General features: G+C 60.3%; 19 protein-coding genes. 15 read left to right on the plus strand and 4 right to left on the minus strand.

The window, feature by feature from the left end; all coding sequences use genetic code 11:
- The first annotated feature begins 9 nt into the window (after window positions 1-9).
- From PYTT_RS08830 to PYTT_RS08850, 5 genes are read left to right on the plus strand one after another with little or no spacing between them, the layout of a single operon-like run.
- Complete coding sequence (locus tag PYTT_RS08830; RefSeq protein ID WP_067777761.1) at window positions 10-1,275, plus strand: valine--pyruvate transaminase; 1,266 nt, start codon at window positions 10-12, stop codon at window positions 1,273-1,275.
- Between the two features lie 22 nt (window positions 1,276-1,297).
- Complete coding sequence (locus PYTT_RS08835) at window positions 1,298-2,176, plus strand: YicC/YloC family endoribonuclease (protein WP_067777762.1); 879 nt, start codon at window positions 1,298-1,300, stop codon at window positions 2,174-2,176.
- A 1-nt stretch (window position 2,177) separates the two neighbouring features.
- Entirely contained in the window at window positions 2,178-2,765 is a 588-nt protein-coding gene (gmk, locus tag PYTT_RS08840; protein ID WP_067777763.1) for a guanylate kinase, read from the plus strand.
- Window positions 2,766-2,790: 25 nt separating this feature from the next.
- Window positions 2,791-3,981, plus strand: a complete 1,191-nt coding sequence (locus PYTT_RS08845) for an acyltransferase family protein (RefSeq protein WP_067777764.1) — start codon at window positions 2,791-2,793, stop codon at window positions 3,979-3,981.
- Window positions 3,982-4,030: 49 nt separating this feature from the next.
- The gene (locus PYTT_RS08850) at window positions 4,031-5,035 is read left to right on the plus strand and encodes a hypothetical protein (protein ID WP_141675911.1); all 1,005 of its coding nucleotides are present in this window, start codon (window positions 4,031-4,033) and stop codon (window positions 5,033-5,035) included.
- A gap of 90 nt (window positions 5,036-5,125) precedes the next feature.
- Here the strand turns inward: PYTT_RS08850 and PYTT_RS08855 are convergent, their stop codons facing one another.
- Entirely contained in the window at window positions 5,126-6,400 is a 1,275-nt protein-coding gene (locus PYTT_RS08855) for an adenylosuccinate synthase (protein WP_067777766.1), read from the minus strand.
- 33 nt (window positions 6,401-6,433) lie between these two features.
- The gene (carA, locus tag PYTT_RS08860) at window positions 6,434-7,591 is read right to left on the minus strand and encodes a glutamine-hydrolyzing carbamoyl-phosphate synthase small subunit (RefSeq protein ID WP_067777767.1); all 1,158 of its coding nucleotides are present in this window, start codon (window positions 7,589-7,591) and stop codon (window positions 6,434-6,436) included.
- A 227-nt stretch (window positions 7,592-7,818) separates the two neighbouring features.
- On the opposite strand from carA, the gene PYTT_RS08865 reads away from it, so the two are divergent.
- From PYTT_RS08865 to PYTT_RS08880, 4 genes are all read left to right on the plus strand, one after another.
- Window positions 7,819-8,163 carry an ElaB/YgaM/YqjD family protein gene (locus PYTT_RS08865; RefSeq protein WP_067777768.1) on the plus strand — a complete coding sequence of 115 codons (345 nt, stop codon included), beginning with the start codon at window positions 7,819-7,821 and terminating at the stop codon, window positions 8,161-8,163.
- Window positions 8,164-8,253: 90 nt separating this feature from the next.
- Complete coding sequence (locus PYTT_RS08870) at window positions 8,254-8,682, plus strand: phage holin family protein (RefSeq protein ID WP_067777769.1); 429 nt, start codon at window positions 8,254-8,256, stop codon at window positions 8,680-8,682.
- Entirely contained in the window at window positions 8,643-8,975 is a 333-nt protein-coding gene (locus tag PYTT_RS13410; RefSeq protein WP_176712528.1) for a hypothetical protein, read from the plus strand. Before PYTT_RS08870 ends, PYTT_RS13410 begins: the two co-directional genes overlap by 40 nt.
- A gap of 132 nt (window positions 8,976-9,107) precedes the next feature.
- A complete protein-coding gene (locus PYTT_RS08880; RefSeq protein WP_141675913.1) occupies window positions 9,108-9,977 on the plus strand; it encodes a hypothetical protein in 870 nt (289 codons plus the stop codon).
- A gap of 21 nt (window positions 9,978-9,998) precedes the next feature.
- Here PYTT_RS08880 and zupT read toward each other — a convergent pair whose 3' ends face one another.
- Window positions 9,999-10,820, minus strand: coding sequence for a zinc transporter ZupT (zupT, locus tag PYTT_RS08885; RefSeq protein WP_067777772.1), 822 nt, complete (start codon window positions 10,818-10,820; stop codon window positions 9,999-10,001).
- Entirely contained in the window at window positions 10,817-11,284 is a 468-nt protein-coding gene (locus PYTT_RS08890; RefSeq protein ID WP_067777951.1) for a L,D-transpeptidase, read from the minus strand. Before PYTT_RS08890 ends, zupT begins: the two co-directional genes overlap by 4 nt.
- A 269-nt stretch (window positions 11,285-11,553) precedes the next feature.
- Here PYTT_RS08890 and carB point away from each other — a divergent pair, with 269 nt between their 5' ends.
- The 6 genes from carB (at window position 11,554) to aroC (ending at window position 21,552) form a co-directional block, all read left to right on the plus strand.
- The gene (gene carB / locus PYTT_RS08895; RefSeq protein WP_067777773.1) at window positions 11,554-14,748 is read left to right on the plus strand and encodes a carbamoyl-phosphate synthase large subunit; all 3,195 of its coding nucleotides are present in this window, start codon (window positions 11,554-11,556) and stop codon (window positions 14,746-14,748) included.
- A gap of 50 nt (window positions 14,749-14,798) precedes the next feature.
- The gene (locus PYTT_RS08900) at window positions 14,799-15,542 is read left to right on the plus strand and encodes a L,D-transpeptidase family protein (protein WP_067777774.1); all 744 of its coding nucleotides are present in this window, start codon (window positions 14,799-14,801) and stop codon (window positions 15,540-15,542) included.
- A gap of 81 nt (window positions 15,543-15,623) precedes the next feature.
- Window positions 15,624-17,105, plus strand: a complete 1,482-nt coding sequence (gene lysS, locus PYTT_RS08905; RefSeq protein WP_067777775.1) for a lysine--tRNA ligase — start codon at window positions 15,624-15,626, stop codon at window positions 17,103-17,105.
- A gap of 39 nt (window positions 17,106-17,144) precedes the next feature.
- Window positions 17,145-17,879 carry a PP2C family protein-serine/threonine phosphatase gene (locus tag PYTT_RS08910; protein ID WP_067777776.1) on the plus strand — a complete coding sequence of 245 codons (735 nt, stop codon included), beginning with the start codon at window positions 17,145-17,147 and terminating at the stop codon, window positions 17,877-17,879.
- A 6-nt stretch (window positions 17,880-17,885) separates the two neighbouring features.
- Window positions 17,886-20,369 carry a U32 family peptidase gene (locus tag PYTT_RS08915; protein WP_067777777.1) on the plus strand — a complete coding sequence of 828 codons (2,484 nt, stop codon included), beginning with the start codon at window positions 17,886-17,888 and terminating at the stop codon, window positions 20,367-20,369.
- Window positions 20,370-20,457: 88 nt separating this feature from the next.
- A complete protein-coding gene (gene aroC, locus PYTT_RS08920; protein ID WP_067777778.1) occupies window positions 20,458-21,552 on the plus strand; it encodes a chorismate synthase in 1,095 nt (364 codons plus the stop codon).
- Window positions 21,553-21,562 lie beyond the last annotated feature (10 nt).

Genomic DNA, 21,562 nt, shown 5'->3' on the forward strand with positions numbered 1-21,562 from the left:
CGGATTTTTATGGATTTTTCCCGCATCGGCCAGCAGCTCAACGTGCGTACGGGTATCAATGACCTCATGGAAGACATGTATGAGGCCATTTATTCCGGTCGTCCCAATTTGTGCCAGTTGAACGGCGGCGCTCCGGCGATGCTCCCTGAGCTGGTGCGGATGTGGCGGGCCAGTATGGAGAGGATCATGGAGCAGGGGGAATTCGAATCGCTGGTGTGTTCGTACCAGCACCCGCGCGGCCATGAGAAGTTTATCCAGTCGCTGGTGAAGTATTTGAACGATCGGTACGGCTGGGGTATTACGCCCGAGAATGTGGCGGTGACGCAGGGCGGGCAGATGGCGTTTTTCCTGTTGTTCAATCTGTTGGCCGGGGAGGGCTCTCCGAAGTCCGAGATTTTGTTTCCTCTGTGTCCCGATTATGTGGGGTATCAAGCCCAGTCTCTGGTGGGGCCGTCGCTGTTCCGCGGCGTGAAGCCCCGTATCCAGCGGCTCGGCAATCATGTGTTCAAGTACGGGATCGATTTCGAGAATTTGGATATCCGGCCCGAGACGGCGGCGATTTCTCTGTCGCGGCCCGCGAATCCGACGGGCAATGTGGTGACGGACGAGGAGCTCGATATGCTGCGTGCGATGGCGAAGGCTGCCGGTATTCCCGTGATGGTGGACAATGCGTACGGCCAGCCGTTCCCGGATATTACGTCCGTGCCCTGCAATACGGTGTGGGACGAGAATATGGTGCTGAGTCTGAGCCTGTCGAAGATCGGTCTGCCGGGTACCCGTACGGGTATTATCATTGCCCGCAAGGAGATTATCGATACGGTGATGAATGCGGTGACGGTTTCCGCGCTGTGCCCGAACAATCTGGGGCAGGCGCTGGTGGAACCCTATCTGGCGGACGGTTCGCTGGATGCGGTCTGCCGCGATGTGGTGAAGCCCTATTACCGGAAGCGCGCCGCCTTTGCGGAGAGCCTTCTGCGCCAGTATTTCGACGACGAGCTGCCCTGGCACGTCCATAAGAGCGAGGGGGCCATGTTCCTCTGGCTGTGGATGGACGGTCTGCCGATTCCCGTGCAGGAGCTGTACGAGCGGTGCCGCGAGCGCGGTTGCTATGTGAATCCCGGCCATCATTTCTTTTTTGCCCTTCCTCCCGAGGACAGGGGCTGGCGGCACCAGCACGAATGCGTGCGCCTGAGCTTCACCCAGCCGGACGATGTGCTGCACCGCGGCATCCGGATTCTGGCGGAGGAAGTCGCCCGCGCCTATAAGGAGGCGTGATAACGATCAACAGTATCGGACAATGAATAGCATGACAGGTTTCGGCGCGGCGAGCGCCCAGTGCGGCCACAGGACGCTTCGTGTGGAGGTGAGCGGCGTGAACCGCAAGCAGGCGGAGGTGGCGGTGAGCCTGCCGCGCGTGTGGGCCGAGCTGGAGACGCAGGTGCGTGCAGCGGTGCTGGAGGCAGTGTCGCGCGGCCGCGTGAATGTGTCGATCTCGTTCCAGTCGGTGCCCGGTTCCTGCGGGGAGCTGCGCCTCGATGAGGAGAAGCTGATGCTGCTGGATGCCAAGCTGCGGCGCGTGCAGGAGCTGTGCGGCGGTGAGAAGGCGGCGTTGACGCTGGAAGGTTTGTCCCGTTTCGGCGTGCTGGAGGCGGAGTCGGAAGATGCCGTTTCCGCCGAGGAGGCGTGGGTGGCGATCAGCCCTGCGCTCGATGAGGCTTTGGCCGCCTTTGTGGCGATGCGCCGATGCGAGGGCGAGTCTCTCAAGGCGGATTTGCTCGGCAAGATCGGTACGCTGCGCGCTTTGCGGCTGGCGATGCTCGAGCAGGCTTCCGGCGTGGCTGGCCGCCACCGGGAGACCCTGATGAAGAGGCTGGAGGAAGCGGGGCTGCCGCTTGCTCTCGACGATGAGCGCATCGTGAAGGAGATCGCGCTGTTTGCCGACCGTTGCGATGTGTCGGAAGAATCGGTGCGCCTGTCTTCGCACTTCGACCAGTTCGAAGCTTTGTGCGATTCGGAGGAGCCGGTGGGGCGTCCTCTCGACTTCCTGTGCCAGGAAATTTTCCGTGAATTGAATACGACCGGTTCGAAGGCCAATGATGCAGGGCTTGCCCAGCTGATTGTGACGGCGAAGACGGAGCTCGAAAAGGTTCGCGAACAAGTACAAAATATCGAATAATATGTCCGCTCTTGGAACTATTCTCGTGGTTTCCGGCCCTTCTGGTTCCGGCAAGACCACTCTTTGCCGCCGCAGTACCGATGAGGGGCTGTCGCGTTACTCGATCTCCTGCACGACGCGCGCTCCGCGCCCCGGTGAGCAGGATGGGGTCGATTACCATTTCCTGACGATGGAGGCTTTCCATGCCAAGGTCGCTGCCGGGGAGTTTCTGGAATACGCGACGGTGCACGGCAATTGCTACGGCACCCTGAAGAGCGATATTCTGGATATCGTCCGCCGCGGTGAGACGGTGGTGATGGATATCGACGTGCAGGGCGCAGAACAGGTGCGTGGCTGCGACGATCCTCTGATTCGCCGCTGCTATGCGGATGTGTATATCCATATTCCCTCCGACGAGCTGGAGCAGCGCCTTCGCGGCCGTGCCACGGATGCGGAGGATGTGATTCAACTGCGGTTGCGCAATGCGGCGGAGGAAGACCGCCAGATGGGCAACTACGGCTTTGTGCTTGTTTCCGGAGACCGCGAGGCGGATTATTCCCGGTTCAAGTCGTTGCTCTCGGCTCTCGCGATGCGAACTTGCCTGAGGTGATTTTCTACCCAGCTTCCGTGCGGTTATGTCCAATCGGTTTCAATTGATCAGCAAGGGTGATTCTTTAATCATCAAGGGAGTGGCCGTGCTGCTGATGCTCTGGCACCACCTGTTCGGCGATCCTACCCGCTGGCCCGAGAATGCGAAGATTGTCTGGACTTTCCCCTGGGAGTGGTTCAAAGGTTCCGATCCTGTGGCCGCCGGGCATTCGCGCACAGGGCTGATGACGTTCGTGAATCATCCCGAGACGATTTACTTCGATGTGTTTACAGCGTTCCAGTGCAGCATGACGGTGTCCCTGTTCATGCTGGTGACGGGGTTCGGGCTCGGCGGAACGAAGGAGTGGAGGCCGCATTGGCTTGCATGGGATGTGTTCAAACGGGCACGGGTGTTTTACCGCATTTATCTGCCGAGCATGGTGCTGGCGCTGCTGTGTATTTTCCTGTTCCCTCCGGCCTATCATGCCGTGGGCGGCGAGGTGAAGGACTGGAGCCTTTCTTTCTGTTGGCATAATGTGCTGTATCCGCTGAATCCCGGCGGGTTTAACGGGGAATGGTGGTATGCCCGTACGTTCATTCTTTCCCTACTTTACGTTTATCCTATCTGCGCGCTGCTGAATGCGCTGGGCAGATGGGGGCAGTGGGGCATCGCTTCGCTGACGGTGTGGATTCTCTATCTCGTGTTTTCCAAGGCTCCCGTGCCGGGGTTCATGGAGGAGGTGGCAGCCGACGGGACGATGGCCTATTGGGGCATTTTCGGGCTGGGCTTTCTGCTGCGCATTCTGCAGGATGAGGGGAAGCTTGAGTTCATGCGGAAGGTGGTGAGCGTGGATCACCGGTTTGCATGGCTCAAGGTGATGGTGATTGTGGTGGCTTCCTGCCTGCTGTGGTGGAGGATTGCGAATCCGTTCATTCAGGCGACGATTCCTCTGGCCGTCGGTTCGGTGATGCTGACGAAGCTGGTGCGGCTGGAAGGCGTGATGATGCTGCTCGGCAAGTATTCCGGCCTGATGTGGCTGAATCATTCGTTCCTGTGTTATTTCTTCCTGAAGGATCAGATTTACGGCCTGCGCTATGCGCCGCTGTGCATGCTGGCGCTTGTGGTTCTTTCTCTCGGGCTGGCGTGGGTGACGGCGAAGCTGACGGACTGGGTGTGCCTGGGGTGCATGTACGTGTGGAGGAAGGTTTTCCCCCCCAAGGCAAAAGCGCAGGGGTAGAAGAAGTATCTGTTTGACATTCTATGTGTCTTATGATATAGGCATTGTCATGCCTATGATTTTTCGACTTTTCGGCCTGTTGTTGTGCGGTTCTTCGCTTGCTTTCGCGACTCCTTTCGATACGGAAGGCGAGCAGGCGGAGTATTCGATGACCGGAGGTTCGGTGGATAACCGGATCAAGTTCACCTACAAGTTCCTTTCCGTCGGCAAGAACAACGATGGTTTCATGTGCGGCAATCTTCTGGTGGAGAAGGATTACACGAAGAACGGAAAGAAGGAGAAGGATGTGTACTACTGGTGCATGAAGGAGTCGGGCAAGCTGCTCGTGTTGAGTACGGAGGTGGATAAGCCCGGTTCGGAGGTGCGCGAGAGGACGATGGCCTACGAGTACAAGGGCGATCGCCTGTCGTTTGCGAAGTTCGATCTGCTTTCTCCGACGATGCTGCTGCCGGGAGAGTCCAAGGTGCGCCCGGCTGCGGAATTGGCTCCGGTGAAGGAGAAGAATTATTACGTGAAGCATACGGAGACGAACAGGCAGGCGGATGAGGCCCGCGCGAAGCTGCCGTGGTTTACGCCCGGCAAGAGTATTCAATACGACGGTATCGGCGTGCAGGCTCTGGACGGCAAGGGCGAGCTTGAGCTTGCGGTGCGTTTCGTGGCCGTGGGGCAGGATAAGGAGGGCCGCATGTGCGGTGAAGGCGTGCAGTACGCCCGGTACAAGGCGGACGGGAAGTCGATGTTCGACGAGCCGTTCCAGTGGCGGCTGGACGAGAAGGTGGAGGAAGGTGAGGGCAAGGATGTGGCGGTGACGCGCCTTGTGTTTACGATCGCTTCGCAGAAGAGTTTCAAGAAGGGGTATGTGGACGGGAATGTGAATTACTCCAAGATGCTGGTGGAGCCGCAGGAGAATTATGTGGAACTGGTGGACGGCGAGGAGAATTTCATCCACAATATCCAGCAGTACAAGGCTTCCGATATTACGGAGGCTCCGGAGTTTGCCGAGAAGAAGAAGGAGATGGAGGAGGCCAACTGTTTGCTGAACGCCGGGGAGTGAGCCGGCATGCATTTTGTATTTGATGATGATGAAAAACCCCGTCTGCTGTGCGCAGGCGGGGTTTTTCGCAAGGGGCTGTGCAGCCGGAGGTCAGGCTCCCACGAAGATGGTCTGTTCGCGGTCGGGGCCCACGCCGACGGTGGTGACGGGGCAGCCGATGAGTTCGCCGAAGCGTTTGACGTAGGCTTTGCAGTTGGCCGGGAGTTCGTCCCAGGTGCGGCAGGAGGAGATGTCCTGGTTCCAGCCGGGAAGTTCCACATAGACGGGTTTGCATGCTTCCCATTCTTCGATGAGTGCGGGCGGGTATTCGAGGATTTCTCCGTCGAGTTCGTACCCGGTGCAGATTTTGATGGAGTCGCATTCGTCGAGGCCGTCGAGGTTGGTCATGGCCATTTCGCTGAAGCCGTTGAACATGGCGGAGTAGCCGAGGAGGACGGCATCGGCCCAGCCGCAGCGGCGGGCGCGGCCGGTGGTGGCGCCGAATTCGCGGCCGAGGCCGTGGAGGTAGTCGGCGATTTCGGCGTCTTCGGTGACGAAGGGGCCGGCACCCACGCGGGTGGTGTAGGCTTTGCAGACACCGATGATGCGGTCGATTTTGTTCGGGGCTACGCCCGTGCCAGTGCAGCAGCCTGCCGAGGAGGTGTTCGAGGAGGTGACGAAGGGGTAGGTGCCGAAGTCGATGTCGAGCATGGCTCCCTGTGCGCCTTCGAAGAGGACGGTTTTACCTTCCTTGATGGCCTGGTTGATGACGGGGATGGTGTTCGCGATGTGCGGACGGAGGATGTCGGCGGCCTTGGTGACGGCGGAGATGGTGACTTCCGGGTCGGCGGGTTGGCCGCCGAGGCGTTCGAGTTCTTCATTGGCCGTTTTCATGCGGCGTTTGAGGACGGTGAGGAGGCGTTCCGGATCGCGGAGGTCGGCCATGCGGAGGCCGATGCGGCGTGCCTTGTCGGCGTAGGTGGGGCCGATGCCGCGGCGGGTGGTGCCGATGGCCTGGTCGCCGAGGGCGTCTTCCTGCGCTCCGTCGATGTCGCGGTGGACGGGGAGGACGACGTGGGCGCGGTCGGAGATCATGAGGTTTTCAGGGGTGATGGATACGCCCTGCGCACGAAGGCCTTCGATTTCTTCGACGAGGCCGGTGGGGTCGAGTACGACGCCGTTGCCGATGATGCAGAGCTTGCCCGGCCACAGGATGCCCGAGGGGACGAGATGGAGGATGTATTTCTTGCCGTTGGCGATGACGGTGTGCCCGGCATTGTTGCCGCCCTGGCCGCGTGCGACCACATCGGCGGTTTCGGTAAGGAAGTCGATGACTTTGCCTTTGCCTTCGTCGCCCCATTGGGAGCCGATTACGAGTGTGTTCATGTGTTGCGTGTGATTAAATTTGTTGAGTGGCGGTCAGGCATCGTATTTGCCCGCGCGGAAGTTGTCGATGAGTTCGATGAATTCGCCGAAGAAGTAGTCGGCGTCTTTCGGGCCGGGTGCGGCTTCGGGGTGGTATTGCACGCTGAAGACGGGGTAGGTCTTGTGGCGGATGCCTTCGACGGTGCCGTCGTTGAGGTTGCGGTGGGTGACTTCCACATCGTCGGGCAGGGAGGCATCGTCAACGGCGAAGCCGTGGTTCTGGGAGGTGATGGCTACCTTGCCGGAGCGGAGGTCCTTGACGGGCTGGTTGCCGCCTCGGTGGCCGAACTTGAGTTTGAATGTTTTGGCTCCGAAGGCGTGCGCGAGGATCTGGTGGCCGAGGCAGATGCCGAAGATGGGCAGTTTGCCGAGCATGGCGCGGATCTGTTCGTGGATGGCGGTGAGGGCGGCGGGGTCGCCGGGGCCGTTGGAGAGGAAGAGTCCGTCCGGCTTGGCGGCAAGGATTTCCTCGGCGGTGGCGTTGGCGTTGACGACGGTGACGTCGAATCCGGCCTGGCGGAGGCAACGGAGGATGTTGCGCTTGATGCCGAAGTCGTAGGCGATGATGCGGTACTGGACGGGGGGCAGTTCGGCGTAGTTGGTTTCGTCACCGGCGGAGGGGTTCGGAAGTTTCCACGCGCGGGATTCTCCTTCCCAGTGGTAGGTTTCCGGCGTGCTGACTTCGCGGACGAAGTCGCTGCCTTCCATCGGTGCGGAGTTGCGGGCCGCTTCGACGGCTGCTGCGGCGTCAAGCTCGGTGGTGAGGCAGGCGCGCATAGCTCCGCGGGAGCGGAGGATTTTGGTGAGTTTGCGGGTGTCGATGCCTTCGATGCCGGGGATGCCGTGGCGCTTCATCCATGGGGAGAGCGCTTCATTGGCCCGCCAGCTGGAATGCAGCCGTGCGAGTTCGCCGATGACGAAGCCGCGGACGTGTGGCTGGGAGGATTCGTTGTCTTCCTCGCAGATGCCGTAGTTGCCGATCAGGGGGTAGGTCATGGCGACGATCTGTCCTCGATAGGACGGGTCGGTCAGGACTTCCTGATAGCCGGACATGGAGGTGTTGAAACACGCCTCGCCCGTGCAGGTGCCGGGGGCGCCGAAGGATTGACCTTCAAAGATAGTGCCGTCTTCCAGTGCAAGAATTGCTTTCATTCCAAAGTGATGAGCCGCGGGAGTATAGCGGAAGCGGAGGGCTTTGGCAAGTCAATCTTTTTGAAGTCGTGCGGTTTTGGTGCGGCGTGTGTCAGTATCGGCAGTCCCTGCTTGATTTCGTCGCGTCTTCCGTGCATACTTCCGATATGGGGAACCTGCCTGTGAACGAAATGGCATAAGGCGGTGTCAAACCCTGACAAGCTTAACCAATCAACCGTTCATTCATTATGGAAACAGAAAACAATACGGACAAGAAGGGCTTCGGCGAAGCCGTGCATTCCATTGCTTCCGCAGTGGCTCCCGAGCATGCCGACGAAGCTGCCGGTCGTTTCATTCAGGCTCGCCGCTATGCAGCCGAGAAGGTGAATCAGCTCCGCCGCGCCGCCGCCTCGAAGGTGGATTACGTCCGCCAGCATGCCGTGGCCGGATGGAACGGCACTTGCGACAAGGCCAAGGATCTGCACCACGCCGGTGAAGAATACGTGCGCGCCAATCCGACGAAGGCGACGCTGATTACGCTCGGCGTAGGCTTTATCCTCGGCGCGATCATCGGCCGCTCCTGCCGCCGATAACCGGAGCTCCGGCGATTTTCCGCCTTTCCTTTCCGATGAGGGGAAAGGCTGATTTTCTTCCCGGCCTTACGACGCAGACCCATCAGGCGCATGTTTTCGTTTTTCCGACGTTCCTCCGAGGAATCCGCTCCTCCCAAGCCCGGCTGGAAAGCCCGTGCGGGATTCATTGCCCGTGCGGCGGTGGTTCATGTGGGCGCGCTTTCGTCGCTGTTCGTTCTGGAGCTGGGAGAGTATGCCCGGCAGGCGAGGAAGTGTGCCGTGCTGGCAGTGGTAGCGGCGTTTTTGCTGGTGGTCGGCTATGTGTCGTTCTGCGTGTGCGCCGTGCTGTGGCTCGGCCCGGAGATCGGCTATGTGCCTTGCCTGGCCTTGTTGGGCGGCGCCCATCTGGTGGCCGGGCTGGTTGTGCTGGGGTGCGCGGTGCGGCAGAAGCCGGGCCCGCTGCTCCGCGATACGTGTGAAGAACTCAAGACCGATTACGAATGTCTCAGGATGATGATCGAAGAAAACAGGAAGTCCTGATGCGTGTGGCTTCCTCCCGTCTGGATATTCTGGACGGTATGGAGGAGATGATTGATTACACGCGCCAGCGGTTTTCCTGGGTGCATTCATTGCCGGAGTGGTCCCGCAAGACGGAATCCGCCGCGATCGGTGCGGCTGCCTTGGGCGGTCTCTGGTCGTTTTTCCGGAGGCGTTCGCCGAAGAGGAGCGAGGCTCCGAAGCGCAGGGGCATGGGCATCGTTTCCAAGGTGCTCGTCGGCCTGCTGGTTCCCGTGCTCAGGGATGTGGTGGTCAAGAAGCTGGGTTCCAAGTGACGTGGATCTTTTCCGGCATGGGGCCGGAGTTTGAGAGGTTCCGGCAGGGCCGGGGTGCCGCCTGTTTGGCGGCGTGAGGTTTTGGGTTGACTTCGTAGGCCGGTGCCTGCATGATGCATGTACCCTATGACGATGTTGAATTTGATTGTTGCCCGGCGGCAGTTGCTGCTGTCCGGTGCGTGTGCGGCGGTTGCGTTCGTATATTCTTCTTGCCGGACGCAGGATGTGAAGCCCTCTTCCGGTGCAATGCCCGTAGAGGCGCCTGCTTCCCCTGTGCCGTTGATTCGCGGATGTAAGGCGGATTCTGCACTTGGGCGGCTGCTGGCTTCCATTCCGAAGGAGCCGGGCGAGGGAGAGGCGGTGGAGCTGAGCGATGGGCAGATGGCGGCAAGGGATGCGGAGTTGCGATCGGTTCTCATGGCGTTGCCGCCGTATGAGCTGCATGAAGGTTCGGTGGAGGAGTTTCGGCGGGATGTGGATGCCGGTGTGGTGCGGTTCCGGAGGGATGGCGCTCCGTGGCTTGATTGGCCCGGAGATGGTTCGCGTCCCGAATTTCGTGCGCTGCTGGAGAATGGAGGGAAGAGGCTCCGGGTTTTGTTTTTTTATCAGGGGCTTGAGAATGTTTTCGGTACCGGCGAGCAAGTGTATGAGTGGAAGAGCGGAGCGTGGAAGCCGGTATCGTACGTTGACAGGACTTATACTGTGCCTGATGGGAAAATCCCCGGAGATAAGGCGGATAAGGTGCAGGGGCGGCTGTCGGTTGTGGGGCCGCATCCTTACAGTTGCCTGTTGCAAGGCGAGTCAGGCGACCGTTATCTGGATTGGAATAGTGTTTTTTTGTCCGGCGTGTTGGAGAAAATGCGGAGGCCGGATGGAAGTTATGCCCCTGCGTGGGTGCATGTGCAGGTGAAGCCTGTCGGGCTTTCGAGTTCGGCAGGGTGGCGTATTGTGAAGGCGTACGGGTGTTCCACGGAGAAGGATCGTCCCCGCTGGTTCCGGTAAGGTTTCGGCTGGATGGGGTTATCAGGCCAGAATGACGGCCATGAGGAGCATGCCTGCGATGATGCCGTAGATGGAGAGATGGTGGTGCCCCCAGCGCTCGGCCATGGGGAGGAGTTCGTCGAAGGAGATGTATACCATGATGCCTGCGACGGCGGCGAAGAGGACGGCCATCATGGTGGCCGAGAGGAAGGGGAGGAGGAAGAGGATGGCGAGACCTGCGCCGATGGGTTCGGTGAGGCCGGAGAGGAAGGCGTACCAGAAGGCTTTTTTGCGGCTGCCCGTGCCGTAGTAGAGAGGGAGGGCTACGGCGATGCCTTCGGGGATGTTGTGAATGGCGACGGCGAGGGCGACGGAGATGCCGAGCGAGGGGGAACCCATGGCGGTGGTGAGGGTGGCGATGCCTTCGGGGAAGTTGTGGATGGCGATGGCGAGCGCGAAGAGGGTACCGGAGCGTTTGACGTTGGCCGTGGAGAATTCGCCTGAGATTTTGGAGGATTTGAGTTCTTCCGCGCTGACGTATTCGTGCGGGTTTTCGTCGGCGGGTACGAGTTTGTCGATCAGGGCGGCGACGCCCATGCCACCGAAGAAGGTGGCGATGGTGTACCATGAGCCGGGGGACGTGCCGTGCGCTTCGACGAAGGTTGTTTTGGAGAGCTGGAGAAGTTCGACGAAGGAGATGTAGACCATGACCCCGGCGGAGAAGCCGAGGGAGAAGGTGAGCATTTTGGTGTCGGTGCGCTTGACGAAGAAGGCGATGGCTGCGCCGATGCCGGTGGCGAGGCCTGCGAGCAGGGAGAGGGTGAAGGCGAAACCGAGGTCGGAGGCTGTCCAGTCGTAATTCATGGGAGGATGTGTACGGGCATGCCTTCGCAGGCGAGGTCGAAGAGGCGTACCATGTCCGCCGGGTGCAGGCGAATGCAGCCGTGGGAGCGCGGCTGGCCGAGGTGTTGCGTGTCGTTGGTGCCGTGGATGTAGATGTAGCGGCTCCAGGTGTTGGCGTTGTCAGTGTCGAGCCCGCGGAGCCGGAGGATGCGGCTGAGGATGCAGTCGTCCTGTTCGGTCATGCCGAGGGGGACGTCGTGCGGCCATCGGCCTACGGGTTTCCTCGCTTGAAAGATGGTGGAGGGGTGTTCTCCGTCGCCTATTTTTTCGCCGATGTCGAAGTTGCCGAGAGGGGTGCGCCCGGAGCCTTCTTCGCAGCCCGTGCCGTTGAGTCCCGTGGAGACGGGGGCTTGCAGGAGGGTGTCGCCATGGTCGTCCAGGAGCCGCAATTCCTGTTTGCCGATGGAGATTTCAATGGAAGGCATGGCGGTATTGTAGTCCAACTTTTTTTCGGATGCAAGGTTGTTTGATGGCGTGCCGGGAAGGTTTCTGCGGGTATGGTCGTCGTTCCCGGCGGATTTATGGTTGGGTGGTGGCTGCGGGTGAGTCGGGAGGTTCCGTTTTTTTTCTGTTGGGGCATTGCTTTCTTGACTTTCGGGTGTTGAGTCGGTAGCCTTTGTGCGGACGCGCGGCCGGGCTTTGTGGCGCCGTGTTGCGGGGCCTGCGACTTCATCATTTACGCATTTATACATATATGGCAAAGAGAGACGATATCAAGAAGGTGCTTATCATCGGTTCCGGTCCGATTGTGATCGGGCAGGCCTGTGAGTTCGACTATTCGGGGACGCAGGCCTGCAAGGCTTTGCGCGCCCAGGGTTATGAAGTCGTGCTGGTGAATTCGAACCCGGCGACGATTATGACCGACCCCTCCATGGCGGACAGGACGTATATCGAGCCCCTGACCGTGGATCGCGTGACGGCGGTGATCGACCGCGAACGCCCCGATGCACTGCTGCCGAATCTCGGCGGACAGACGGCCCTGAATCTTGCTTCGTCTCTGCATGAACAGGGTATTCTCGAACAGTTTGGAGTGAGGGTGATCGGCGTGGATCTGGATGCGATCGCCCGCGGTGAAGATCGTATCATTTTCAAGGAAACGATGAATCAGATCGGCGTGCCTGTAGCGAAGTCCGAGCCGATTTATACGGTGGAGGAAGCCGAGAAGGTGGCGGACGAGATGGGTTATCCCGTGGTGCTTCGCCCCGCCTATACGATGGGCGGCACAGGCGGCGGCATCGTGTTCAATGTGGAGGAGCTTCGCGAGGTGGTCGCCCGCGGCATTGCCGCTTCGCTGATCAACCAGGTGTTGGTGGAAGAGTGCGCCCTCGGCTGGGAAGAGCTTGAGCTGGAAGTGGTGCGCGATTCGAAGGGGCAGAAGATTACGGTTTGCTATATCGAGAATGTGGATCCGATGGGCGTGCATACGGGCGACAGTTTCTGCGTGGCTCCGATGCTGACGGTGCCGAAGGAGCTGCAGGAGCGTTTGCAGGATTATTCCTACCGCATTCTGGAAGCCATCGGCGTGACGGGCGGTACGAATGTGCAGTTTGCCCATAACCGCGAGGACGATCGTGTGATCGTGATTGAGATCAATCCCCGTACGTCACGTTCTTCGGCTCTCGCTTCGAAGGCGACGGGCTTCCCGATCGCTTCCGTTTCGACACTGCTCGCATCGGGCGTGACGATGGATGAGCTGCCTTACTGGCGCAAGGGTACTCTCGAGAAGTACGAGCCGTGGGGCGATTATGTGGTGGTGAAGTTCGCCCGCTGGGCGTTCGAGAAGTTCCCGAAGGCGAAGGATAAGCTGGGTACGCAGATGAAGGCGGTGGGCGAAGTGATGTCCATCGGCAAGGATTTCAAGGAAGCGTTCCAGAAGGCGGTGCGTTCTCTGGAAGTGGGCCGCTGCGGCCTCGGCCGCGATAAGAAGCTGGAAGCGAAGTCCACAGCAGAGCTGAAGGAAGCGATCGCGACGGCGAACAGTCTGCGCTTTTTCCAGATTTACGAGCTGTTGCGCCGCGGCGTGACGGTGGCGGATGTGGTGCGCCTGACGGCGGTGACTCCGTATTTCATCGAGGAGATGAAGGAGCTGGCCGATTTCGATAATACGCTGGACGGCGTGAAGTGGGCCGATCTTTCGGATGAGAAGCTGGTGCAGGCGAAGAAGCTCGGTTTCTCCGACAAGTATCTGGCGAAGGTTTTCGAGGTGACGGAGAAGGATATCCGCACGCGCCGCATTGCGATGAATCTGGTGGCTTCCTATCAGGTGGTGCCGGTGAGCGGCGTGGAGAATGCCGAGTATTACTATTCGACCTATAACGGCGCTCCCGATGCCGTGAAGGTGAGCGATAAGAAGAAGATCATGATTCTCGGCGGCGGTCCGAACCGTATCGGCCAGGGGATCGAGTTCGACTATACGTGCGTGCATGCGGCGTTCGCGTTGCGCGATGCAGGTTACGAGTCGATCATGATCAACTGCAATCCCGAGACGGTTTCGACGGACTACGATACGGCGAACAAGCTGTATTTCGAGCCGGTGACGGTGGAAGACGTGCTGACGATTTACGAGAAGGAGAAGCCGGAAGGTGTGATCGTGCAGTTCGGCGGCCAGACTCCTCTGAATATCGCGCAGGAGCTGAAGGATGCCGGCGTGAAGATTCTCGGTACGCAGCCGGAAGGTATCCGCCTGGCGGAAGACCGCGAGTATTTCCGTGAGCGCATGATCTCGCTCGATATTCCGCAGCCCGAGAGCGGCACGGCCCGTTCTCTGGAAGAAGCCGTGGAGCTGGGCCGCAAGATCGGTTATCCGGTGATGGTGCGTCCGTCGTTCGTGCTGGGCGGCCGCGGTATGGAAGTGATTTACGATGAGGAAAACCTCATGCGCTATGGCCGCGAGGCGATTCAGGTGAGCCCGGATTTCCCGATGCTGATCGATCGTTTCCTCGACCACGCGATCGAAGCCGAAGTGGATGCGCTGTCCGACGGCAAGGATACGTTCGTGGCGACGGTGATGGAGCATATCGAGCTGGCAGGTATTCACTCTGGTGACTCGGCCTGTGCGATTCCCCCGGTTTCCCTGCCCGAGAAGCATGTGAAGACGATGGAAGCCTATGCTTCCGCCATTGCGAAGGATTTCAAGGTGGACGGTATTCTGAATGTGCAGTTCGCCGTGTGCGAAGACAAGGTGTACATCATCGAGGCGAATCCGCGCGCTTCCCGTACGGTGCCGATCGTGGCTAAGGTGACGGGTATTCCGCTCGCCCGCTATGCGACGATGCTGATGCTCGGAGCTTCGCTGGAAAGCCTCGGTATCGAGCGCCCGGTGACGAGGTTCGTCGGCGTGAAGGAAGCCGTGTTCCCGTTCAATATGTTCCCGGAAGTGGATCCGGTGCTCGGACCGGAGATGCGCGCTACGGGCGAAGTGATGGGCGTGAGCGACAATTTCGGCATGGCCTATTTCAAGGCGCAGGAAGCCGCCGGCTCGAAGCTGCCCCTCGGCGGTACGGTGCTGTTGACGGTTTCCCCCCGCGACAAGGAGGAGCTGGAGCCGATCGCCCGCGATTTCGTGGAGCTGGGCTTCAAGCTGGTGGCGACGGAAGGTACGGCCAAGCTGCTGAACGGTCTCGGCATTCCCGCCGTGGAGGTGAAGAAGCTGCATGAAGGCCGCCCGAACCTTGGCGATATGATTTGCAATCAGGAGATCGATCTGGTGATCAATACGCCGATCGGTCGTGAGGGCAAGATCGACGATTCCTATATCCGCATGACGTCCATCCGCCACAAGGTGCCGTATATGACGACGATGGCCGCCGCGAAGGCGACGATCGCGGGTATCCGGGCCGCGCAGGCCGGGAAGGTGACTCCGAAGTGCCTGCAGGAATACCACGGTTAAGGTTTCAAGGGGGAGCGGGCAAGTCCTGCTCCCCTTTTTCATTTGATGCCATGAAGAAGTTTCTGCTGTTTTTGCTGTTGCCTTTGTGCCTGTTTGTGGCGCAGTCTCCGGCCGCTCCGTTGCCCGATGGGTGCGAGCAGGCGATCGTGGGGGCGGCGGACGGCTGGAATTCTTCCCATGTGGTTCTATCCCTGCTGGAGAAGAGGGGTGGGCAGTGGCAGATGGTGAAGGGGCCGTTTTCCGGGAGGCTCGGCGAGGCCGGGCTTGTCTGGGGGCTGGGCCGTCATCCGTTGCCGAAGGGTGCGACGGTGAAGAGGGAGGGAGACGACCGTTCTCCTGCCGGGGTGTTCGATGTGGGCGGTATCTGGGCTACGCAGTCCGATCTCAAGTTCAACCGCCGGATTCCCTTCGTGAAGGTGGGGCCGAGCGATCTCTGGGTGTCGGATGTGAAGTCTCCGCTTTACAACAGGCATGTGCGGCTGGATCATCCGGCTCGGACTTCGTGGGAGCTGAACGAGCAGATGAAGCTGAACGATCATGCCCACAGCATCAAGCTGTTGATTTGCCACAATACGGAGAATGTGCAGGGTTGCCCGATTCCGGGGCGGGGTTCTTCGATTTTTTTCCATATCTGGCGGGGCGCGGGCAAGTACCCGACTGCGGGGTGTACGACGATGTCCGAAGAGAATCTGCGGGCCGTGCTGGCATGGCTGGACCCGAAGAAGAAGCCGGTGTATATTCTGATGCCGCGCGACGAGTATATGCGCTACCGTTCGGCCTGGGGGCTGCCGTGAAGCGGGCTGCCTGTTATTCCTTGCGGCTTCCCGTATTTTAGGCTCGCGCTGGCGTTGCATTTGGCATATAATGCCGCCGTTATGGCTGACACCCCTTCGACAACTCCGACTTCGTCCGAAGCCGATTTGATTGCCGTGCGCCGCGAGAAGATGGCGAAGATCCGTGCGATGGGTATGAATCCCTTCGGCGGCCGTTTTGAATGCAATACGAATCCCGCCGATTTGAAGGCGAATTTCGAAGAGGGTAAACAGGTGTCGCTGATCGGCCGGATCATGTCCATCCGCGATATGGGCAAGTCCCAGTTCTTTTCTCTGGCCGATGTGCGCGGCACGATTCAGGGGTTCCTTTCCCGCAAGGATGTGTCCGAAGAGACATGGGCTTTGTGGAAGCTGCTGGATCGCGGCGACTGGATCGGCATTTCCGGCGAGGCTTTTACGACGAAGCGCGGCGAGCCGTCCGTGCATGTGCGCGAATTGAAGGTTCTTTCCAAGAGTCTGCGTCCGCTGCCCGACAAGTGGCACGGTCTTTCCGATCAGGAGATGTGTTACCGCCGCCGCCATCTCGACCTGATGTCGAATGAGGAGAGCGCGGACCGTCTGGTGAAGCGTTCGCTGATCGTGGCCGAGGTGCGCCGCTTTCTGCAGGATCGCGGGTTCCTCGAAGTGGAGACTCCGATGCTGCAGTCCGTCGCGGGCGGGGCTTCGGCCAGTCCGTTCGAGACGTACCACAATGCGCTGAAGATGCCGCTGACGCTGCGCATCGCTCCCGAGCTTTATTTGAAGCGTTTGCTGGTGGGCGGCTTTACGAAGGTGTTCGAGCTGAACCGCAATTTCCGCAATGAAGGTATTTCCCGCCGCCACAATCCCGAGTTTACGGTGCTGGAGGTGTATGAAGCGGGCGGCGATTTCGAATCCATGGCCGATATGGTGGAGGATTTGATTTGTACGCTGGCCGAGAAGTTCTGCGGCGGCCTGTGCATCGAGCATAAGGATGAGGAAGGCAATGTGGATCATGTGGTGGATTTGACCCGCCCGTGGAAGCGCAGTTCCTATGAGGAGCTCGTGAAGGGTGCAGCAGGCGACGACTGGTTCGCGCTGACTCCCGAGCAGCGCCGTGCCCGCGCCGAGAACGAGCTTCAGGTGGAGTTGAGCGACGATATGTCCGATACGGATGTGACGCAGCATGTGTACGAGAAGCTGGTGGAATCCAAGATGATGAATCCGTGTTTCGTGACGCATGTGGCGAAGGATCTCGTGCCGCTGGCGAAGCTGAATCCGGATAATCCGGAGGTGGTGGACGTGTTCGAGCTGGTGATGAACGGGCAGGAGATTTGCCCCGGCTATTCCGAGTTGAACGATCCGGACGAGCAGCGCGAGCGCCTTGAACACCAGGCGGGCGAAGAGCCTCAGAAGGTGGACTACGATTTCATTGAGACTCTGGAGTCCGGCATGCCTAGCGCAGGCGGCATCGGCATCGGTATCGACCGGTTGGTGATGATGCTGACGGGTGCGATGTCCATCCGCGACGTGATTCTGTTCCCGCAGTTGAAGAATAAGGCCTGATAGGCTGTTTCTCTTTCATTTTGCTACCCTCCTGCTCCCATGGATTATTCATTCGCACAATGGATCGGCACACGAGAACGCCAGGAGGATTCCGGCGATGTGATGCAGTCCGGCGACGGTCTCGTCATGATCGTTTGTGACGGCATGGGTGGCCATGATGCAGGAGATGTGGCTTCCCAGACGGCGGTGAACGCCTATCTGGATATGCTGGGGCATGCCTCCGCCAATTCGATTCCGGAGCTGATGGAGATGGCTCTCCGCCATGCGAACGAAGCGGTGCGCGAGCGTTTTGCCAATCTGAAGGCGCATGGCGGTACGACGCTGCTTTCGACCTATTTTTCCGGCGGTGTTCTCTGGTGGATCAGCGTGGGGGATTCCCCTCTGTATCTGTGGAGGCAGAGCCGCCTGATCCGCCTGAATGCAGACCATTCGATGCGTTCCGAGATGGAGCAGCTTTTCAGCCGCGGGCAGGTGTCGTACCAGCAATTGGTGCGCCAGAGCCATTACCTCCGTTCTGCGCTGACGGGGCAGGAGATCGACGAGATCGACGTGACGAGGGTTCCGTACCCGCTTCTGCCGGGTGATAAGCTTCTCGTCTCTTCCGATGGGATCGAGGCATGGCTGGAGAATGTGCGCCTGCGTGCGCCGCAGAAGCTGGGGCAGCTTTTCTCGCTTCCCACATCGCGCATTGCGCAGTGCATTATCGACGAGGTGATGGATTTCGCCGAGCCGAATCAGGATAATACGACGGTGATCGTGGCCGAACCTTTCTGATGTGGCATGGTGTCTGATTCTTCCGTTTCCGCCTGCCGTCCCGAGTTGCTGGCTCCGGCCGGGAACTGGGAGTGCGTGAGGGCTGCCGTGGCGAACGGCGCGGATGCCGTTTATTTCGGCCTCGACAAGTTCAATGCCCGGATGAGGGCGGATAATTTTACGCGCGAGGATTTGCGCGAGCTGATTCCTTTCCTGCACGGGCATGGGGTGCGCGCCTATGTGACGATGAATGTGCTGATTTTCACGTCCGAGCTGTATGAAGCGGCGGAGTATGTGAAGACTCTGAACGATGAGGGGGTGGACGGGGTGATCGTGCAGGACGCGGGGCTGGCGTGGATGATTTCGCAGGCGGTGCAGTCGGATGAAGCGTTTTCGCTGGAGTTGCACGCTTCGACGCAGATGACGATTTCCTGTCCGGCGGCGATGCGTTTTTTCGAGCGTTTTCTGCAGTTGTCGCAGGCGGTGCTGGCGCGTGAGTTGAGCGTGCGTGAGATCGAGGCATGCGCGAAGGGTTCTTCGGTGCCTTTGGAGGTGTTCGTTCATGGTGCGTTGTGCGTGTCGTATTCCGGCCAGTGTTTGACGTCCGAGAGTCTCGGGCAGCGGAGTGCGAACAGGGGCGAGTGCGCGCAGGCCTGCCGCATGCCCTACATGCTGGAGGTGGATGGGCGGATGATGCCGCTGGGCGAACGTCGTTATTTGCTGAGTCCGCAGGATTTGTGTGCGCAGGAGAAGGTTGCCGATCTGGTGCGTGCCGGGGTGAGGAGTTTCAAGATCGAGGGGCGGTTGAAGAGTCCCGAATACGTGGCGGCGGTGACGCGCGGCTACCGCCATGCGCTCGATGCGGCGATGGAGGGACGCGAGGTTGATGCCCGCCGGCGTGCGGAGGATCTGTACGCGATGCAGATGGTTTTTTCACGCGGTTTTTCGACGGGGTGGCTGGATGGGCCGAATCATCCTTTGCTGACGCACGGGAAGTTCGGCAAGAAGCGCGGGGCGTATGCCGGGCGTATTGCGGATGCGGGGAAGGGCTGGCTGGATGTGAATTTTTCGGGGAGTGTGCCTGTGAGGCCGGGGGACGGTTTCGTGATCGACCGTGGCGAGAACCGTAATGAGGAGCAGGGCGGACGTATCTGGAAGGTGGAGGGCAAGCGGCTGTTTTTCCACGGGAAGGCTTCCCGGGTGGATTGGCAGTCGGTGCGGGCGGGGAATTTGCTGTGGAAGACGGATGATCCGGCGTTGAATCAGGCGTTGCGCCGTACATGGGCGGGTTTGGAGGATGCGGGTAAGGCGGTGCATTTGCATGTGTCGGGCCGGGAAGGGGAGCCGCTGGCGGTTAGCTGCCGGGCGGCGGGGGTGCGTGTGGAGTCTCCGCAACCGCTGGAGCGTGCGGAGAAGCATGCGTTGACGGCGGATGTGTTGAAGGCGCAGTTCGGGAGGCTTGGCGGGACGGGGTATGCCCTCGGTTCGCTGGCGTGCGAGGTGCCGGAGGGGCTGATGATGCCCCTGAGTGTGCTGAACCGTATGCGGCGGGAGCTGGTGGAGAAGCTTGACGCGCAGCCGGCCGTGTGCGGGGTGCGCCGGGCGAAGCCTTTGGATGTGCCCGTGTTCGAGCGCGGCAAGGCATCGGAGGGAGCGGCGGAGCTGTCCGTGCTGTGCCGGTCGGTGGAGCAGGCTGAGGCTGCGCTGGAAGAGGGAGTGAGGGTGCTATATCTCGATTTTACGGATATTCGGGCATACCGCGAGGCAGTGGCGCATTTGCGCGGGCTGGCTGCGGATGCCAGTATTTATCTGGCGACGCTGCGGATTATGAAGCCGCGCGAGGAAGGGTATATGAAGTTTTACGAGGATGCCGCGCCGGATGGTTTTCTGGTGCGGCATGTCGGGATGGCCGAGTATCTCCGGGGCTCCGGGTACAGGTTGGCCGGGGATTTTTCGCTGAATGTGGCGAATCCCGTTTCGGCTCATGTGTGGCGCGAGTTCGGCGGGATGGAGTATGCGACGATTTCCTACGATTTGAATGTGGAGCAGGTACTGGATCTGCTGCATGCGGCTCCGGGCGATTGGTTCGAGCTGACGCTGCACCAGCACATGCCGATGTTTCACATGGAGCATTGCGTGTTTTGCTCGTTCCTGTCGAAGGGGAAGAATTTCACGGATTGCGGCCGCCCCTGCGAGAAGCACCGGGTGCGGGTGGAGGATCGCTGCGGGGTGAAGCATGTGCTGCTGGCGGACGAGGGATGCCGCAATACGCTGTTCAACGGGCAGGCGCAGTCCGGCGCGAGGTTCGTGCCGGAGCTGCTGGCGGCGGGGCTGCGGCGGTTCCGCGTGGAGCTGCTGGCGGAGTCCCGCGATGAGGCGAGGCTGCTGGTGCGTTCGTACCGCGAGCTGCTGGACGGGAGGTTGAAGCCGGAGGTTTTGTTCGAGCGTTTGCACGCGGCGGACAGGCTGGGGGTGACGGAGGGTTCTCTTTCCGCTGCCGGGCGCAGGTGAGGCGGTGCGCCTTTGCGGCACCGGTTGGCATTTTTCTTGCCTTGCCGGGGTGTTTGCCGTATGCTTTGGGCGACAAAACAGAGTCTTTATGTCGAGTTCTTTTGGCCAGATTTTTCGTATCAGTACATGGGGTGAGTCGCACGGCGCGGGTGTCGGCGTGGTGATTGACGGTTGCCCGTCTCGCATTCCGGTTTCCGCAGAGGATATTCAGCGCGAGCTGGACCGTCGCCGCCCGGGGCAGAGCGAGATTGTGACGCCGCGCGATGAAGCGGATGCCGTGGAGATTCTTTCCGGCGTGCTGGACGGCTTGACACTGGGTACTCCGATTGCCTTGAGCGTGCGGAATAAGGATCAGCGGTCGACAGCCTACGACGAGATGCAGCATACTTACCGCCCGTCGCATGCGGATTTCTGTTACGATGCGAAGTACGGTATTCGCGCCTGGGCCGGAGGCGGCCGGGCGAGTGCGCGCGAGACGATCGGCCGCGTGGCCGCCGGTGCGGTGGCCAAGGCGGTGGTGCGCGCCCTGTATCCCGAGGTGGATGTGGTGGCGTGGGTGTCGAAGGTTCATGAGGTGGAGGCGCATGCGGATGTGTATGCCGTGTGCCGTGAGGCTGTGGAGGGAAATATGGTGCGGACGGCGGATCCCGATGCGGTGGGGCCGATGGTGGCGGCGATCAAGGAGGCGCGGGCGCAGGGCGATTCGCTCGGCGGCGCGGTTTCCTGCGTGGTGAGGAATTGCCCGGTGGGGCTGGGCGATCCGGTGTTCGACAAGCTGGAGGCGACGCTCGCACATGCGATGATGAGTATTCCCGCCTGCCGCGGGTTTGAGGTGGGTTCCGGTTTCGCCGCTGCAGGGATGCGCGGGACGGAGCATAACGATGCGTTTTTCATGGATGGCGGCAAGGTGCGGACGCGGACGAATTTTTCCGGCGGGATTCAGGGCGGCATTTCCAACGGAGAGCCGATCGTGATGCGGATGGCGTTCAAGCCGACGGCTACGCTGATGGTGGAGCAGGAGACGGTGAATGACCAGGGCGAGGATGTGACGCTGCGCGGCAAGGGCAGGCACGATGCCTGCGTGCTTCCGCGTGCGGTGCCGATCGTGGAGGCGATGGCGTGGGTGACGCTGTGCGACCATCTTCTCAGGCAGCGTGTTGCGGACGTGATGCCGCGCGGTTAACCGGAGTTTT

Origin of the sequence: Neoakkermansia glycaniphila (assembly GCF_900097105.1) — a bacterium.
Taxonomy (GTDB): domain Bacteria; phylum Verrucomicrobiota; class Verrucomicrobiia; order Verrucomicrobiales; family Akkermansiaceae; genus Akkermansia; species Akkermansia glycaniphila.

Excerpts from the sequence above, each read along its gene's own strand:
- PYTT_RS08830 (WP_067777761.1), top strand. The coding sequence starts at position 10 with ATGGATTTTTCCCGCATCGGCCAGCAGCTCAACGTGCGTACGGGTATC.
- PYTT_RS08835 (WP_067777762.1), top strand. The coding sequence starts at position 1,298 with ATGAATAGCATGACAGGTTTCGGCGCGGCGAGCGCCCAGTGCGGCCAC.
- gmk (WP_067777763.1), top strand. The coding sequence starts at position 2,178 with ATGTCCGCTCTTGGAACTATTCTCGTGGTTTCCGGCCCTTCTGGTTCC.
- PYTT_RS08845 (WP_067777764.1), top strand. The coding sequence starts at position 2,791 with ATGTCCAATCGGTTTCAATTGATCAGCAAGGGTGATTCTTTAATCATC.
- PYTT_RS08850 (WP_141675911.1), top strand. The coding sequence starts at position 4,031 with ATGCCTATGATTTTTCGACTTTTCGGCCTGTTGTTGTGCGGTTCTTCG.
- PYTT_RS08855 (WP_067777766.1), bottom strand. The coding sequence starts at position 6,400 with ATGAACACACTCGTAATCGGCTCCCAATGGGGCGACGAAGGCAAAGGC.
- carA (WP_067777767.1), bottom strand. The coding sequence starts at position 7,591 with ATGAAAGCAATTCTTGCACTGGAAGACGGCACTATCTTTGAAGGTCAA.
- PYTT_RS08865 (WP_067777768.1), top strand. The coding sequence starts at position 7,819 with ATGGAAACAGAAAACAATACGGACAAGAAGGGCTTCGGCGAAGCCGTG.
- PYTT_RS08870 (WP_067777769.1), top strand. The coding sequence starts at position 8,254 with ATGTTTTCGTTTTTCCGACGTTCCTCCGAGGAATCCGCTCCTCCCAAG.
- PYTT_RS13410 (WP_176712528.1), top strand. The coding sequence starts at position 8,643 with ATGTCTCAGGATGATGATCGAAGAAAACAGGAAGTCCTGATGCGTGTG.
- PYTT_RS08880 (WP_141675913.1), top strand. The coding sequence starts at position 9,108 with ATGTTGAATTTGATTGTTGCCCGGCGGCAGTTGCTGCTGTCCGGTGCG.
- zupT (WP_067777772.1), bottom strand. The coding sequence starts at position 10,820 with ATGAATTACGACTGGACAGCCTCCGACCTCGGTTTCGCCTTCACCCTC.
- PYTT_RS08890 (WP_067777951.1), bottom strand. The coding sequence starts at position 11,284 with ATGCCTTCCATTGAAATCTCCATCGGCAAACAGGAATTGCGGCTCCTG.
- carB (WP_067777773.1), top strand. The coding sequence starts at position 11,554 with ATGGCAAAGAGAGACGATATCAAGAAGGTGCTTATCATCGGTTCCGGT.
- PYTT_RS08900 (WP_067777774.1), top strand. The coding sequence starts at position 14,799 with ATGAAGAAGTTTCTGCTGTTTTTGCTGTTGCCTTTGTGCCTGTTTGTG.
- lysS (WP_067777775.1), top strand. The coding sequence starts at position 15,624 with ATGGCTGACACCCCTTCGACAACTCCGACTTCGTCCGAAGCCGATTTG.
- PYTT_RS08910 (WP_067777776.1), top strand. The coding sequence starts at position 17,145 with ATGGATTATTCATTCGCACAATGGATCGGCACACGAGAACGCCAGGAG.
- PYTT_RS08915 (WP_067777777.1), top strand. The coding sequence starts at position 17,886 with ATGGTGTCTGATTCTTCCGTTTCCGCCTGCCGTCCCGAGTTGCTGGCT.
- aroC (WP_067777778.1), top strand. The coding sequence starts at position 20,458 with ATGTCGAGTTCTTTTGGCCAGATTTTTCGTATCAGTACATGGGGTGAG.